This is a genomic window from Roseovarius sp. SK2, assembly GCF_028807495.1.
Taxonomy (GTDB): domain Bacteria; phylum Pseudomonadota; class Alphaproteobacteria; order Rhodobacterales; family Rhodobacteraceae; genus Roseovarius; species Roseovarius confluentis.
This window is the reverse complement of the sequence record NZ_JARAMK010000012.1, coordinates 103,572-117,677: the sequence shown is the minus strand read 5'-3', so window position 1 is coordinate 117,677 and position 14,106 is coordinate 103,572. Positions and strand designations below refer to the sequence as shown.

Below are 14,106 nucleotides of genomic sequence, written 5' to 3'. Positions count from 1 at the left end.
CATTTTCGCGCAGAACCTATTGCGGCGTTAAGTATCACTCTGGGAAAGCACGAGCGCTTGTTCGAATGCTTTCAGCGTTATCTCGCTGACGTGGTGTTCAATACCCTCCGCATCGCGTTCCGCGGTCCCTTCGTCGATCCCAAGGCTCAGGAGAAACGCGACTACGATCCTGTGGCGTCGACGGCAGGCCTCGGCCAACTCCCGCCCGGCATCGGTGAGGAAAATCGCGCGGTAAGGTTCCCGCCGCACCAAGCCAGCAGCCTTGAGCCGCGAGATGTTCTTGGTCACGGTTGGCGGCTTCACGCCAAGCCGCTCGGCGATCTCGACCGGTCTGGCCTCCCCGCGCGTCTCGATCAGTTCCGCGATCAGTTCGACGTAATCCTCCGCCATCTCGCTTTCATGTGCCTGACGCACGGTCGCAAAGCCATCGGCCTGCGCCTCGGGAGCCCGGTCGACCGCTTCGAATGGCTCACGCCCTTGTGATTGTAGCTTCGTCATGTCCGGACTTTGCAGCGAAACAGCGGGATTGACAACTTGTTTGCTTCGGGTAGATAAATTAGCCATGTCTAACTTTTGCCTTGGAGACCGTGGTCATGCGAAATATTATGAGAGTGCTGCTGGCCACACTCGCAATTGCGCTCCTCCTGTCTGGACCTGTCGCCGCGACGCCGGCCAAGGAGGCGCCTTGGCTTCCCGAGGCAGCGGCCTACCGTCTGACGCTCTTTCTTTTAAATCTCGAGCCTCGGCCCTGGGACATCACCGATACCGCCTGGACGGAACCCTACCGGGGTTCAGAATTCTCTGTCGGCGCGCTGGCGTGGCTGGACCGCGAAAGCGAAATCGAGCCCGCAGGTCTCTTGAAGGCCATGATGCGCGAAGACCGGCAGGCGGTTTTTGCCGAGGCGACGCGGCTCATCGCGCTCAGGATCGAAGAGGAACTGGACCGGGCTCTCGCGGCCGAAGAATCGGCGACGGCACAGCAGGCCGTACGAACGGCACGCGAACTCTACCGCGCGTTCGAGGACGGCGTTGCGGCCGCCGATTCGGAGGCTGCGAGACGGATCGGCCTGGCTTGGCTGGAGCTCAATAGCAGCACCGGGTTCTCTGGCGTACTTGGCGCAGGCTCGACATCTGCGGATCGCGAGACCATGGAAGCGGCGCGCGCAGTGATCTCCAGCTATCTTGCGGAAAACTATCTTTTGGACAGCTTCGCTCCGCGTAGGGCGTTAAGCGCCCTGCCGGAAACCGCCGTGCTCAGCGGTCGCGCCATCGAGGTGCCACCAAGCCTGCCACCGGGCTCCGACATCTTCGATCAGAACCCGTTGCCACTGCTCGTCCTCAATTTCGAGGAGCAGGGCATCGACGAGACCGACCTGCCGCTCGTCGCTTACGGCGACATGCTGTTCGACAGCGCGCAGATCTTCGGAAGCCCCGCGCGCGATCTCGGGATCACCTGCTCGACGTGTCACAACCGCTCGGACATAAACCAGCGGCTTTTCGTTCCGGGCGCAAGCCACCAGCCAGGCGCGATCGATGTCGACGGCGCCTTTTTCAACCCGATCTTCAACGACCGGCGCGACGACCCGCTCGACATTCCCAGCCTGCGCGGGCTGCGCTTCACCGGACCCTATGGCCGCGATGGCCGCTTCGCCTCCCTTCGCGATTTCACCCGCAACGTGATCGTCAACGAGTTCGGCGGGGATGAACCGACGCCCTTCGTGCTGGACGCTCTCGTCGCCTACATGCTCGAGTTCGACTTCCTGCCGAATTCCATGCTGACGAGTGATGGCCGCCTGACCGACGCGGCCCCAGAGGCCGCCCGGCGCGGCGAGGAGATCTTCAACACGCCCTTTGCCGGGCTCGGCGACCGCTCCTGCGCCAGTTGCCACGAGCCAGACGCGAACTTCCTCGACCGGCAGGCCCACGACATAGGCTCCGTTGCGCCGGCCTATGAAGGTGCCCGTGCCGGTGCGCTGGACACGCCCACGCTGCTCGGCACGGCCTATACCGCGCCCTACTTCCATGACGGATCTCTGCCGACGCTGGCCGCTGTCGTGGACTGGTTCGACGAAACGAAAGCGCTCGGGTTGACCGGGGAAGACCGCGCGTCCCTGACCGCCTATCTCAAGACCGTGGGTGCGGCGGACGAACCCTACGAGACGTTCGACACCGAGAATACCGCTTTCCGGCTGGCATTCGCCGAATTGACGACCTTCGCCTCGACACTCGACACGTTACTGCCGCGGCGGGACGCAGAGCACATCCTGCTGCTAACTGACACCGTGGCCGCGGACCTCTCGGCGGACGCCAGCACCATGTCGAACCTTGCTGCGCGGCCCGAGGTCTACGCGTTGGCTGAGCGGCTGGCCGCGGTCGGCGCCGCCGTCCGTGCCGATGACTGGGCGGCCGCCGAAGCAAGCTGGACCGCGTTCAAGTCCGAAGCCGCCGCAATTGAAGAGAGGGCATTCTGATGCCAGTTCAACTGACCCGTAGAGCGATACTGACCTTGGTCGGCGCGGGCGCGGTGTCGTTGGCGACACCTCTCGCCGCGCAGGACACTGCGTTGCGGCTGGCTTTCATCCCGCAGGAGAACCCGGAGAAGCTGCTTGGCGATATCGAGGCTATCACCGGCTGGCTGGCCAGTGAGATCGGCGTCCCGGTCGAGGGGTTCGTTACCATCGACCACGCAGCGGCGGTCGAGGCGCTGCGAAACGGCGACGCGGATGTCTCCTTCATGGGCGCCCTGCCCTTCGTTCTGGCCGAGGCCGAGATCGGTGCCGTGCCACTCCTGTCCGAGGTCTACCGCGACGCGCCGAATTATACGGGCCGCATTTTCGTGCGGCGCGACAGCGGTATCGGCGCGCTCGCAGACCTGCGCGGACGCGACATCGCATTCGCGGATCCGATCTCGGAATCGGGCTATCTCTATCCGCTCGCCGAATTCGTAGAGGCCGGGCTGGTTAAAGGTCCCGGCGCAGCGGAGGAATTTTTCGGCCGCGTCTTTTTCGCGGGGGGCTACCAACAAGCCATGCAGGCAATCGCCGAAGGCCTGGTCGATGCCGCGGGCGCCAGCCAGTATGCCGACCTGCTTCTGACACCGCAGCAACAGGCGGAGGTAACCTGGATCGCGGAAAGCGCACCGATCCCGAGCCATTTGGTGATCGCTCGCCCTGGGCTCGATGCCGCTCTGCGGGACCGTTTTGTCGGCGCAATGCTGCGGCTCAACGAGCCAGAGCACCGCAACAAGCTGCGCTATCTTTATGGACCGGACGGCTACGTCAGGGCCGACGGCGCCGCCTATAACGGCGTGCGCGACATGGCGCGGCGATACGGGCTGTTGGAATGAGCACTGCTATCCAAATCGACGACCTGAGTTTTGCCCATACGGGCGCGGACGTCCCGGCGCTGGAGCGGGTTTCGCTTAAGATTCCGACGGGCGAAAGCGTGGCTCTGCTCGGCCCGTCCGGGGCGGGCAAGACGACCCTGCTGGCACTGCTTGATGGCAGGCTCTTTGGCTGGCGCGGGCAGGTTTCGATCTTGGGCGCACCGCTCGATCCCGATCATCCGCCAATGCGCTCGCGCCGCCCGGATACCGGTTTCGTTTTTCAAGAGTTCGCGTTGGTCGAACGCTCCACTGTTCTGCGTAACGTCCTGAATGGCCGCCTGGGGCGCATGTCGCCGCTGCGGGCCCTGATGGGATCACCGACCAAGCACGATCTGGAGATTGCGCGCACGGCACTTGCCGATTGCGGCATTTCCGATCTTGCCGATCGCAGGGTCGACAGCCTCAGCGGCGGGCAGCGGCAGCGCGTCGCCATCGCGCGGTGTCTGGCGCAGGAACCACGGCTTATTCTGGCCGATGAACCGGTGAGCAACCTCGACCCTGCGCGTGCAGGTGAGATCTTGGCGCTGCTGACCGGGGCGGCGCAAGCGCGCGGCGCGACGGCGCTGTTTGCGTCTCACCAACCCGACCTGGCGCGGCGTTTTGCGCAGCGTATCATTGGCATTCGTGGCGGGCGGATCGCCTTTGATGTGCCGACCTCCGAGTTGAACGAGGATGCGACAGCGGAGCTCTATCGGGAGGTTGAGCCAATCCCCGGAATCGGCCTCAGGGCGGTGTCCTGATGGCGTTCCGCGGGTTTGGCGGCTTTGCGACGAGTGGTCTGATCGCCGCGGCGATCCTGTGGTCCTTCGCGAATACCGATGTCGAGTTGTCGCGTCTCATGTCGGCCGGCCCGCGCATTGCCGATTTCCTCGGTCGGATGTTTCCGCCTGACCCGACGGTGATGGCCGAGATCAAGAAGGGCAGCGCGGAAACGCTGAGAATAGCGATCCTCGGCTCCCTCGGTGCTGTGATCCTGTCCGTTCCCTTCGGCATTCTCGCGTCCGAGACGATGGTATCGCCTGCGGTGTTCCGGTCGATCCGAACGCTGCTTGCCTTCATACGGGCGATTCCGCTGATCCTCGTGGCCATGCTCATGGTGGGCGCTGTCGGGCTCGGGCCGCTGCCCGGCATCATCGCGGTCGCCTTTCATGCAACGGGGATGCTCGCCAAGTTCTATGCCGAGGCGATCGACGGCGTGTCCCGCGCGCCGATCGCCGCGCTGGAAAGCGCGGGCGCCGGGCCGCTCGTGCGGCTCAGATACGCGATCTGGCCGCAGATGGCGCCGGTCGTCGCCCGCGACACGATTTTCCGGTTCGAGTTGAACCTGCGCGAGTCGCTGATCCTCGGCATTGTCGGCGCGGGCGGGATCGGCTTTTACATCCAGACCTACGTGCGCTCTTTCCAGTATGACAAGGCGGCCAGCGTCACGATTGCCGTCGTCGTCATGGTCATCGCCATCGAAGCTATCAACGTCGCGCTGCGCCGTCGTTTTGCCTGACCTTCAGGCATAGATGTCGATCGGTGTCCCGTCCCTGACCATGGCGTAGATATCCTCGATCTGCCGGTCCGTGACGGAGATGCAGCCCGCGGTCCAGTCGCGTTTGTTCATCGGGTCGATCCCCTTGCGGGGCCCCCCGTGGATGAAGATGTCGCCACCCGGCGATTTTCCTTGCGCCTCTGCAAACGCGATGTCGGCTTCATTGGGATATGAGATGCCGATGGAGAGGTGGAAGAGGCTGTTTGGGTTGCGCCGGTCAATCAGGTAGGAGCCCTCCGGCGTGCGGCCGTCCCCCTCAAACTGCTTGTGGCCTTCGGGCGCGAAGCCCAATCCGATGGGATAGGTCCGCAAGACGTCATCCGCGCCGTCAAGAACTAACAGCCGCTGCGCCTTGTACATGCGTAACCGGGTCACTTGTGGTCCGTTGTACGACCGGAACTTGCTGGCACAGCCTGAAAGGAAGGCGGCCAAACCGCCCAACAGCAAGACCCGCCGTGAAATTCTGGTATTCACCACTGCTCGACGCCCCTTTTGCGAGGTCTGGATGATGTCAGACGTTACCCTACCGAAACCGCCGGATCAATGACCGTGCGCGAGTGCTCCCTTCGCCATCCGCTCGCCAATCGGTTCACCGCCCGAGGGCCCCGCTTCGACCCGGTGGCCGTTCAGGAGCCGAAGCGCGTTGGCCACGACAAGCAGAGACACGCCTACATCCGCAGCAATGGCGCCCCACATTGAGGCCATCCCGAACGCGGTCAGCCCGACGAACAGCGCCTTGGTCGCCAGCGATATGCCGATATTCTGGTGGATGATCGTCATGGCCCGGCGCGAATGGCCAATAAGCCAGGGTACCTTGCCGATGTCGTCGGTCATAAGCGCGATGTCGGCCGTCTCGATAGCGGCATCCGATCCGACAGCGCCCATGGCGATGGCATAATGCGCCCGCGCCATGGCCGGTGCGTCGTTCACACCGTCGCCGATCATCGCTACCATGTCGTGGCTTTCGACGAGTTCCTCAATGGCCGTCACCTTGTCTTCCGGCAAAAGTTCGGCGCGCACCTCGTCGATGCCGACTTCGGCTGCCACCGCGCGCGCGGTGCGTTCGTTGTCGCCCGTCAACATCACGATGGTATCCACACCCTGCGCATGCAGGCGCGCAACGATACCCTTTGCATCTGGGCGGATGCGGTCGCGAAGCTCCAGTACGCCGGTCACGCCGGCCTTGTCACCCACGGCAACGAGGGTGCTCCCTGTCTCCCCGATCTGATCCCGCAGATCCGCCGGAATGGCATTGCCGAACCCTTTCTCTTCGGCGAACCGATCCGAGCCGAGCCAGATAGCGCGCCCGTCGGCGCGTCCTTCCAGACCGCGCCCGGGCACGGTGCGGGTGTCCTCTGCGGCAGACACGGAAACACCATCGGCTTTGGCGCGCGAGAGTATGGCGCGTGCCAGCGGGTGTGAAGACCGCACCTCCAGGCTTGCTGCCAGCGCCATGAGATCGCGTGCGGAAACACCGACCAGTGGGTGAACCGCCGCCACCTCAGGCTCTCCCATGGTGATCGTCCCGGTCTTGTCCATCGCCAGTGCCGTGGTCCGCCCCGGCGCTTCGACATAGGCGCCGCCCTTGATGAGCACCCCCGCCCGTGCCGACGCGGTCAGCGCCGCAACGATGGAAACCGGCGTAGAAATGACCAACGCGCAAGGACATGCGATGACCAGAAGGACCAGGGCATTGTAGAACCAGTAGTCCCAGGCGCCGCCGAGCAGGAGTGGTGGCACCAGCGCGATGGTGATCGCCAGAGCCATCACGATTGGTGTGTAGATGCGCGCGAACTTGGCCACCCACTGTTCGACCGGCGCGCGGCGGGCATGGGCATCGCCTACCATGCGAATGATTTTCGCGAGCACCGTATCCGAGGCGGCCTTCGTCGCCCGCACCGTCAGTGTGCCTTCGCCGTTGATCGTGCCGGCATAGACCTCTTCGCCGGGTTCCTTGGGTACTAGCGCGCTTTCCCCAGTAATTGGGGCCTGATCGACGGCCCCTGCCCCGTCCACGACCTCACCGTCGAGGGGGATCCGGTCGCCGCCGCGCACGATAAACCTTGCATTGACTGCCACAGCCGCAGCCGGAACGTCGGATTCCGATCCGTCTTCGTAAAGGACCCGCGCCGTTGGCGGCGCCAGATCGAGGAGCGCGGAAACCGCGTTACGCGCCCGCCCCACGCTCCAGCTCTCAAGATAGAGAGAGAGCGAAAAAAAGAAGGCGACCGTCGCAGCCTCAAAAAACTCTCCGAGGCTGATGGCGCCGGCGACGGCCAGCACCATGAGCAGGTTCATGTCGGGGCTAAGCCTCCGCGCCGAAGACCAGGCCTTGGGCGCGACAAGCCAAACTCCGAAAAGAATCGCGAGGGCGAAGATCCCTGCTTCCGCCATGGGCATCGGCACATCGCCATGGCCCGCAAAGAGCCCGAGCGCGCCACCCATGCCGGTCTCGACCATGTGAAAAAGGAATCCCGCCCCCCAGAAGCCGCCGCTCAACGAGGTAAAGCGCTTCTGACGTGCCAGATGCGCGGCCTGGTCCTCTGCTGCGTTGTCGGCATCCCAAGGCTTCGCGCTCATGCCGGTCGTTGCGACCAACTGCGTGACCTCGTCGTCTGGTATCCTCTTGGCGCTATCGAGGATGGTCATTCGCCCGTTGATAACGTCGAATGCCAGGTGTTCGGTTCCGCCCACTTTCGGCCCGACAACCCGGTTCAGGATCGCCACCTCTTCGGCGCAATCGAGCCCGGAGACCTGAAAGCTCCTTCCGCCGGACGGCGCTAGCCCAGCCGACGCAACATCACTGTTCGCATCGCAACAGGATTTGCCTGTTGCGTGAGGTTGCTTTTGATCACTCCGGTGGCTGTGATCGTTGCGGTTGCCATCAAAAGACATGGATTGACCTCGGGATTCATTGATTCCACATTGCTATAGCTCCTAAAGCAACTAGAGCATCAAGAGTTAGAATAGGACGTTTCATGCAGAAAATTGCAGCGTCCGAACGTTCACCGCACCACTAAGGCGCGATGAAATCAGAAAGAGCGGGTTAAAAATGCAAAAACGACAAGCGCCTATCATTGCAGCAATTCTGGTACTCGCCGGCTGCGCGGTGCCGCCGACAGATGATGGCGCTCAGAACAAGGTTGGCAATGTTCCCGCGTCTGTAGCGGCACTTGCTGCACCCGGTCAGGATCTCACGTCGGCTCGTCGACTTCCGGAAGATGGGTGCTACTGGTATCAGCACAGTGGACCAGTAGAGACCACTTTGGTACCTCTTCGCGCGGCCGGCGGCGGACCAATCTGCACGTCTCTCCAGTCTTGATTTGCTTGTCCAGAGGGTCGCGGATGCGTCGAGTTCAGTGCACGCCTTCAACTTTGCGCTGTCACACTATCCTCGGCCGAGTAAAGAAACGCTGTCGAACCTATCTTGACGTTGGGATAAAGTTCGTTGATGTGAGCCATGACCATCCGGACGCAGCCAGAACTTGCGCGACCGCCGATGCTTTTTGGATACGGTGTGCCATGGATACGTAGATAGCTATCCCTACTGCCGACAAAAAGATAAAGCGCACGTGACCCAAGTGCGTTGGTCGGGCCAGGTTCCATACCATCTGCGTATTGCTCGTACTCCGGATTGCGTTCAATCATGTTTTTGGTTGGCGTCCAATGAGGCCATTTCACCTTCCGCTTAATCGTATAAGTTCCCGGCTCATAAAGGTCGCCCTTTGCAATGGCCACGCCGTAGCGCATTGCAGTTCCACCTTTTTCGATGTGGTAGAGGTATCGCGCCACTGCGTCCACGTGGATGTCGCCCGGCACGAGATTGCGCTTCGCAACGACGCGCTGCGGCAAAAACCTTGGATGCAGACCCCATGGGTTAGTCGTGGCTGGCTCGTAGCCGAACGGTGTGACTTGCGTGTCCCAAGCCGCCTTTTGTGATTCTGTTGGCCACGTATCGGCAAAGAGCGGCTGAGCGATTGAGGCCGAGAATAGCGCAGTCGTTGTCTGGATGAAGTGGCGTCTCGTCAGCATTTTTCTGTTTCCTTCGCAAGATTTTACTAAAGGATAAAATATATCCTTAACGCGTCTCTACTTGCCCAGGAAGGAATGAGGCATCGTCAGCAACCTTCCCAAGGTCTAGTTCAGTACATTTTCGTTGTAACTCCTAAAGCTCCTAAACGTTCAAGGAAAAAGTTCTGCGAACACGATTCCCACTAACCCAGCCTCGTCGCGTGAAAAGCCAGCTGATCCAATTACTTCTCAAGGGGCAGACGAAGCTTTTTTCAGCCTATTTCCGAGCCACAGCCTCCAGTCAGGGTCAGACAGGCTAACAATTGGTTGATCCTTGCGAAAGTAGGCTTCGACGTAAAACATTGGTCCAAATTCTGCATGCGAACAGGATACGATTGCATCATTCATGTGGGTATCAAAACCTCACGGGGTGAGACATGCGCCGCGTACATTCGTTTCGCTGACCTCAAGTTGCAAACGACTTTTTCAAATGCCGTTCAGTTTGGGGTAAAGATAAACGCGTGCACCTATCGCAACACGATCGTACAGGTCCTTTACGTGCTTATTGGTGAGGCGGGCACATCCGTTCGAAACGGCCGACCCGATGGTTTCTGGTGCGTTGGTTCCATGGATTCGAAGATAGGTGTCTCGGCCGTCATCATCGTATAAATAGATCGCTCGCGCGCCGAGAGGATTATTCGGTCCTCCCTTCAAACCGTTTCTAAATCGTGCATACTTATTCGGCTCTCTTTGGATCATGGCGTTGGTCGGCCGCCACCACGGCCATTTGGCTTTGCGCGCTACTGTGAACACGCCTGATTCGTACAAATCCTTGCGTCCAACTCCTACTCCGTAGCGGATCGCCATACCTTCTTCGAGCATGAAATACAAAAAAAAATCATCCGGTACTAAATGCAGATCTCCGGGCAGCCAATCCGTCCGACGTGCGTTTACCAGTTGAGGAAGAAAACGTTCTGGAAAAGAGGGTTGACTTGCTGCACCAGTCATAGGAACCAACACGCTGGCTGCACTGGTAGATACGAACATTCGCCTGCTAAAGTTTTTCATTTCGATGTACCCCACTAAATTGAGTTACATGAAATTGCGAACACATCGCCTCGATAAGTAGAACTCACGATCGTGTGTTCACAACTGCGAGCAGTTCGATTGTTGCTCCGAGGGTACGATCCGAACTTTCCGAAGGGAGATTTGACCAAAGCATGCCGAGCGCGTATTGGATATCTGCGCGGCAATCCACAACACCGCTCTCCAGCGTGATACAATCTTGCCTCCTCGGTCACGGGCGATAGCGGCGAGACGCTTAAGTACTTCGATAGAAACGTGTTCGTCAACTTGCTCCTGATTTGCATCCAAATCGCGAGTGAGAGCTACTGGAAAGCCCACGACGTGTGAACGATGACTTTTCGAAGGTTGGATATTGCTTCAACCTATCGTGAGTCCAGCGTCAAGATGTGGTTTCACACCTGAGCCGAACGTAGGTTCGACTCAGTAAAAAGCTTGGCGCTTGATGCGCGGTCCCGCCTCGCATATTCCGGCGCCAAATCTGCTGAGAAAGGCACGCCTTATATGACTCTGTCCGCAATCCTGCGTATCGACAAAATCCTGCTCGGCATTGTCGCCGCCGTGCTGTTACTTTCGGTCGGTATTTATTTCTACAGCACCGACTATTTCTCGCTCACCTACGCGCGTGAAGACGGCTTGGTGGAGTACGGCACTGCTCTCTTTCTCTGCGTGGCCAGCGTCGTCCTGGTGATGAACGCGCGGTCGCTAAAGGCGCGCGGCGCGGGCCTCGCCTTCGCCTGCACGCTGTTCTATGCGCTTCTCTTCTTCTTTGCCGCGGGCGAGGAGATTTCCTGGGGCCAACGTATAATCGGCTGGGAAACCGGCGAGACCTTCGAGGAGATGAACAAGCAGCAGGAAACGAACCTGCACAACCTGATTGTGCCCACGCCTTGGGGCGATTTCCACCTCGCCAAGACGCTCTTCGGTCCGATCCTAACGTTAATCGTGCTGGTCTACATTACCGTGCTGCCACTGCTCTACTCGCGCGTCAGCTGGATCAAACGTGCCGCCAATCACATTGCCGCCCCGGTGCCCGGCACACGTCACGCAATGCTCGCCGTTGCAGCAAGCCTGGTGATTGCGGTCATCGACGTTCCTCGCAAATGGGAGGTCTACGAGTTGGTCTTCTCGCTCCTGGCAACCTCGATCTTCCTCCTGCCGCAGAACAGTAAACACACGACTTTCTTGGAGGCGTGATATGAACCGCGCCGGGTTTGCCGGAGGCTGATTGATCTTAGCTACGCGGCCATGTCTGATGTTTCCAGAGTCGCGTAATAGTTTGCTTCGACCTCTCTTGGCGGAATGTATACGATGGGTTCGAGAAGACGGCGGTTGTTGAACCAATTCACCCAATACAGGGTCGCGTATTCGACTGCATCGAAACTGCGCCATGGCCCGCGTCGGTGGATGACCTCAGCATTGAACAGGCCATTGGCCGTCTCGGCCAGGGCATTGTCATAACTGTCGCAAACGCTTCCCACGGAAGGTTCTACCCCCGCCTCTGCGAGTCGCTCGGTATAGCGAATGGACAGCAATTGCGATCCGCGATCCGAGTGAAGCACCAGGCCTGATCCGGGTTGTCTCTGAAGAACGGCCTGTTGGAGGGTGTAAGGTGCGGTTACTCGTGGGACATCCCGTTTGTTGATTATAGCTTCTCTCTGAGCGCTTCGTAAGACGTCTTGACGCCAACGGTAGAAGCTGGATCGATCTATCCCGAAATAGCGGCAAGTCCTGCGACGTGACCGATCTCCTCCGCATGTCGAAGTATCCGCAACTTGCGTTGGATCTCGCGTTGGTCCTTGGTCATGAACATCTCCTTCGTCCCAAACCTCGGAGGTTAAAGAAAATGTCCCGCGAGTAACGGCATATCTACATTGCTCGGCTACCTCCGTAGCGCTTGATTTTATTGCCTCAAATCGTTGGGGCCGGGCGTGTTCGCCTCGGCCCCATTGTCTATCTTCACTTCACCTGCGTGACAGTAAGCTTTCCCTCAACCCGGTCGGCAACGAACTCGATTTCCTGACCCTCCGCCATCTTGGCCATCATTGCTTCGTCAGCGCGGAACACCATGGTCATCGCGGGCATATCAAGGTTGACGAGAGGGCCGTGAATGATTGTGACTTTGCCGGCCTCCGCGTCGATTTTCTTGATGGTCCCGCTCGTGTACTCCACGTCAGCCTGAGCTATCTGGTCACCGACCGCGACCTCACGGTGCATGCCGGCTTCGTAGTGGCCCGGGATCAGGCATGCTGCTTCGAACGTACCGGAATTCGCGAAAGTCCAGACAACCTCACCCGACGCGCCCGCATCGAGACGGATACGGTTCGGATCGTCGTGTTCCATGTCCATCTTGGCCATTTCGATCTTGTGCTCGGCATTGCGCTCGACCGTGTCGAGTACGAACTCATGCTCCAACTCACCCTTGTTGGTGATGTTGAAGCGGATGGTTTCACCCTCCTTGATGGTCATCTCTTCGCTCTCGATCAGCATCTGGCCCTCATCGTTTTCGAGCAAAGTGACGTCGATTGTGCGATCCACCTTGGCGGGGTCACCTGGCATGCCGACCATCATTTCTGTCTGTTCGGTAGGCTGGTTTTCATCATGTCCACCGCCGTGCGTGCCTGTAGCATAGGCCTGTGTGGAAAGCGCGATCGCGAGGCTTGTTGTCAGAAGAAGGTTTTTCATTTCATTTTCCTGTAGGTTGGTTTGGTTAGAGATGACGAAGGGCTGCTCAGCCCTTCGAGGCTGGTTTCTGTGTGAGAATGGTCCTGGGGCTGTTGTTGGAGGCGAATTCAGGCAACTCGCCGGTCCATTCGTAGGCCATCTCGCCCGGGGGGTTCTCGTACCAGCCGGGATCGGAGTAATCGTCCGCGTCGATGCCGTCCCGCACCTTTACGACCGAAAACATGCCGCCCATCTCGATGGGGCCGTAAGGGCCCCAACCCGTCATCATCGGGATGGTATTGTCGGGCAGCGGCATTTCCATTTTCGCCATCTCGCCCATCCCGTTCGTACCCATAGGCATGTATTCCGGCTGGAACTGACGGATCTTCTGCGTCAGCGGCTTCTTGTTGACACCGATGAACGTCGGCACGTCATGGCCCATGGCGTTCATCGTGTGGTGTGACTTGTGACAGTGGATCGCCCAGTCACCCAGATGGTCCGCGACGAACTCATAGGCGCGCATCGCGCCCACGGGGATGTCGATGCTCACCTCTGGCCATTGCGCTTCAGGCGACACCCAGCCGCCGCGTGTGCAGCCCGGTCGATCAGTATGAACGATAAATCTATGCGACGGACTGGTTTCGCCTGCCGCATGTTCTCCACCGGCTGCGCTTGCAAAAACTTGCGGCTCGCCGCGACTGCCTTAGCGGTCGAATGAAACCTGTGTCTTTCAAAAAATAGCATATTCAGCCTTTTGAAACGTGGGTACCTAGCCGAGCAAGCTATGCTCCCGCGCTGGAAGGTCAATAAAAACCAATGCTTTAGAAGCATAATTTTTGTAACGAAATGTATCCTTGATCTTTGTTGGCAATCGCGCTTTTTTAATTGTGAAAGGTACGAGACGTATGCGTTTTTTCAAATTGACACGAATGGCTCATATTCTGTCGCTCATCGCCTTGATGGTAGCGGCCATGCCTTTTATCGGATCTGAAGCTGACTCGCCGCAACAAGATTGGAGCCACGTCGCCGCAATGGACGTTCGTGACTGTGGCGGACATCTTGTGTCGGACGATACTATCCCCGGTTGCCGTGGTATGATGGTGCATTGCGTCACTTTTTCTAACGGCGATCATGCGCTAGCCGAACCAAAGCTCCTTATCGTTCACGTTTATCATGGCTCGCGCGCGGTCTACGCGGAAAGCTTGACGCCGGAAGCGTCTTCGCCCCCTCCGCGAGTGTGAACGGGCTTCGATTCTCATCCCTGCATCATACGGCTAAGGTTTCCGGTCTCGTCCAAAGAAGAAACGGCGTGAACGTGTGACTGGCTCGCCTGTTGGGGTGGTCCTGAAACACCTCGGGTACTCGCGGGGTCACTCCTTGGAAACTACTCGAGGTCTGCCTTAGTCGGGCGAACCTTCGACTCAAT

The 14,106-nt window shown here is 59.5% G+C and carries 13 protein-coding genes and 2 pseudogenes; 6 read left to right on the top strand and 9 right to left on the bottom strand.

What is annotated here, in order from left to right:
* Window positions 1-27 precede the first annotated feature (27 nt).
* Window positions 28-498: a manganese-binding transcriptional regulator MntR gene (mntR, locus tag PVV74_RS19700; protein WP_103764586.1), complete on the bottom strand. Its 471-nt coding sequence runs from the start codon at window positions 496-498 to the stop codon at window positions 28-30.
* A gap of 107 nt (window positions 499-605) precedes the next feature.
* Between mntR and PVV74_RS19695 the strand changes: the two genes are divergently transcribed.
* The 4 genes from PVV74_RS19695 to phnE are packed head-to-tail and all read left to right on the top strand — an operon-like array spanning window position 606 to window position 4,883.
* Complete coding sequence (locus PVV74_RS19695; RefSeq protein WP_274594367.1) at window positions 606-2,471, top strand: cytochrome c peroxidase; 1,866 nt, start codon at window positions 606-608, stop codon at window positions 2,469-2,471.
* The gene (locus PVV74_RS19690) at window positions 2,471-3,346 is read left to right on the top strand and encodes a phosphate/phosphite/phosphonate ABC transporter substrate-binding protein (RefSeq protein WP_103764587.1); all 876 of its coding nucleotides are present in this window, start codon (window positions 2,471-2,473) and stop codon (window positions 3,344-3,346) included. Before PVV74_RS19695 ends, PVV74_RS19690 begins: the two co-directional genes overlap by 1 nt.
* A complete protein-coding gene (locus PVV74_RS19685; protein ID WP_103764588.1) occupies window positions 3,343-4,125 on the top strand; it encodes a phosphonate ABC transporter ATP-binding protein in 783 nt (260 codons plus the stop codon). Before PVV74_RS19690 ends, PVV74_RS19685 begins: the two co-directional genes overlap by 4 nt.
* Window positions 4,125-4,883 (top strand): phosphonate ABC transporter, permease protein PhnE, encoded by a 759-nt coding sequence (gene phnE, locus PVV74_RS19680; RefSeq protein ID WP_103764589.1) that lies wholly within the window; start codon window positions 4,125-4,127, stop codon window positions 4,881-4,883. Before PVV74_RS19685 ends, phnE begins: the two co-directional genes overlap by 1 nt.
* 3 nt (window positions 4,884-4,886) lie before the next feature.
* Here phnE and PVV74_RS19675 read toward each other — a convergent pair whose 3' ends face one another.
* The 4 genes from PVV74_RS19675 to PVV74_RS19655 all read right to left on the bottom strand — a co-directional run bounded on the left by PVV74_RS19675 (window position 4,887) and on the right by PVV74_RS19655 (window position 10,001).
* Window positions 4,887-5,363: a L,D-transpeptidase family protein gene (locus tag PVV74_RS19675; RefSeq protein ID WP_103764637.1), complete on the bottom strand. Its 477-nt coding sequence runs from the start codon at window positions 5,361-5,363 to the stop codon at window positions 4,887-4,889.
* A gap of 99 nt (window positions 5,364-5,462) precedes the next feature.
* Window positions 5,463-7,817 carry a heavy metal translocating P-type ATPase gene (locus PVV74_RS19670; RefSeq protein WP_443217233.1) on the bottom strand — a complete coding sequence of 785 codons (2,355 nt, stop codon included), beginning with the start codon at window positions 7,815-7,817 and terminating at the stop codon, window positions 5,463-5,465.
* Between the two features lie 474 nt (window positions 7,818-8,291).
* Complete coding sequence (locus tag PVV74_RS19660; RefSeq protein ID WP_103764591.1) at window positions 8,292-8,954, bottom strand: L,D-transpeptidase; 663 nt, start codon at window positions 8,952-8,954, stop codon at window positions 8,292-8,294.
* Window positions 8,955-9,419: 465 nt separating this feature from the next.
* Window positions 9,420-10,001, bottom strand: a complete 582-nt coding sequence (locus PVV74_RS19655) for a L,D-transpeptidase (RefSeq protein WP_103764592.1) — start codon at window positions 9,999-10,001, stop codon at window positions 9,420-9,422.
* A gap of 450 nt (window positions 10,002-10,451) precedes the next feature.
* Here PVV74_RS19655 and PVV74_RS19650 point away from each other — a divergent pair, with 450 nt between their 5' ends.
* On the top strand, window positions 10,452-11,213 hold the full coding sequence (locus tag PVV74_RS19650) for a hypothetical protein (protein ID WP_146050082.1): 762 nt from the start codon (window positions 10,452-10,454) through the stop codon (window positions 11,211-11,213).
* Window positions 11,214-11,254: 41 nt separating this feature from the next.
* Here PVV74_RS19650 and PVV74_RS19645 read toward each other — a convergent pair.
* The 4 genes and pseudogenes from PVV74_RS19645 to PVV74_RS19630 form a co-directional block, all read right to left on the bottom strand.
* A pseudogene (locus tag PVV74_RS19645) lies at window positions 11,255-11,620 on the bottom strand (integrase core domain-containing protein); the annotation flags it as partial.
* A gap of 18 nt (window positions 11,621-11,638) precedes the next feature.
* Window positions 11,639-11,823 (bottom strand): annotated as a pseudogene (locus PVV74_RS19640) (helix-turn-helix domain-containing protein); the annotation flags it as partial.
* Window positions 11,824-11,975: 152 nt separating this feature from the next.
* Window positions 11,976-12,701 (bottom strand): copper-binding protein, encoded by a 726-nt coding sequence (locus PVV74_RS19635; protein ID WP_103764594.1) that lies wholly within the window; start codon window positions 12,699-12,701, stop codon window positions 11,976-11,978.
* Window positions 12,702-12,747: 46 nt separating this feature from the next.
* Window positions 12,748-13,230: a multicopper oxidase domain-containing protein gene (locus PVV74_RS19630; protein WP_245890551.1), complete on the bottom strand. Its 483-nt coding sequence runs from the start codon at window positions 13,228-13,230 to the stop codon at window positions 12,748-12,750.
* Between the two features lie 304 nt (window positions 13,231-13,534).
* Here PVV74_RS19630 and PVV74_RS19625 point away from each other — a divergent pair, with 304 nt between their 5' ends.
* Window positions 13,535-13,921, top strand: coding sequence for a hypothetical protein (locus PVV74_RS19625; protein WP_146050083.1), 387 nt, complete (start codon window positions 13,535-13,537; stop codon window positions 13,919-13,921).
* Window positions 13,922-14,106 lie beyond the last annotated feature (185 nt).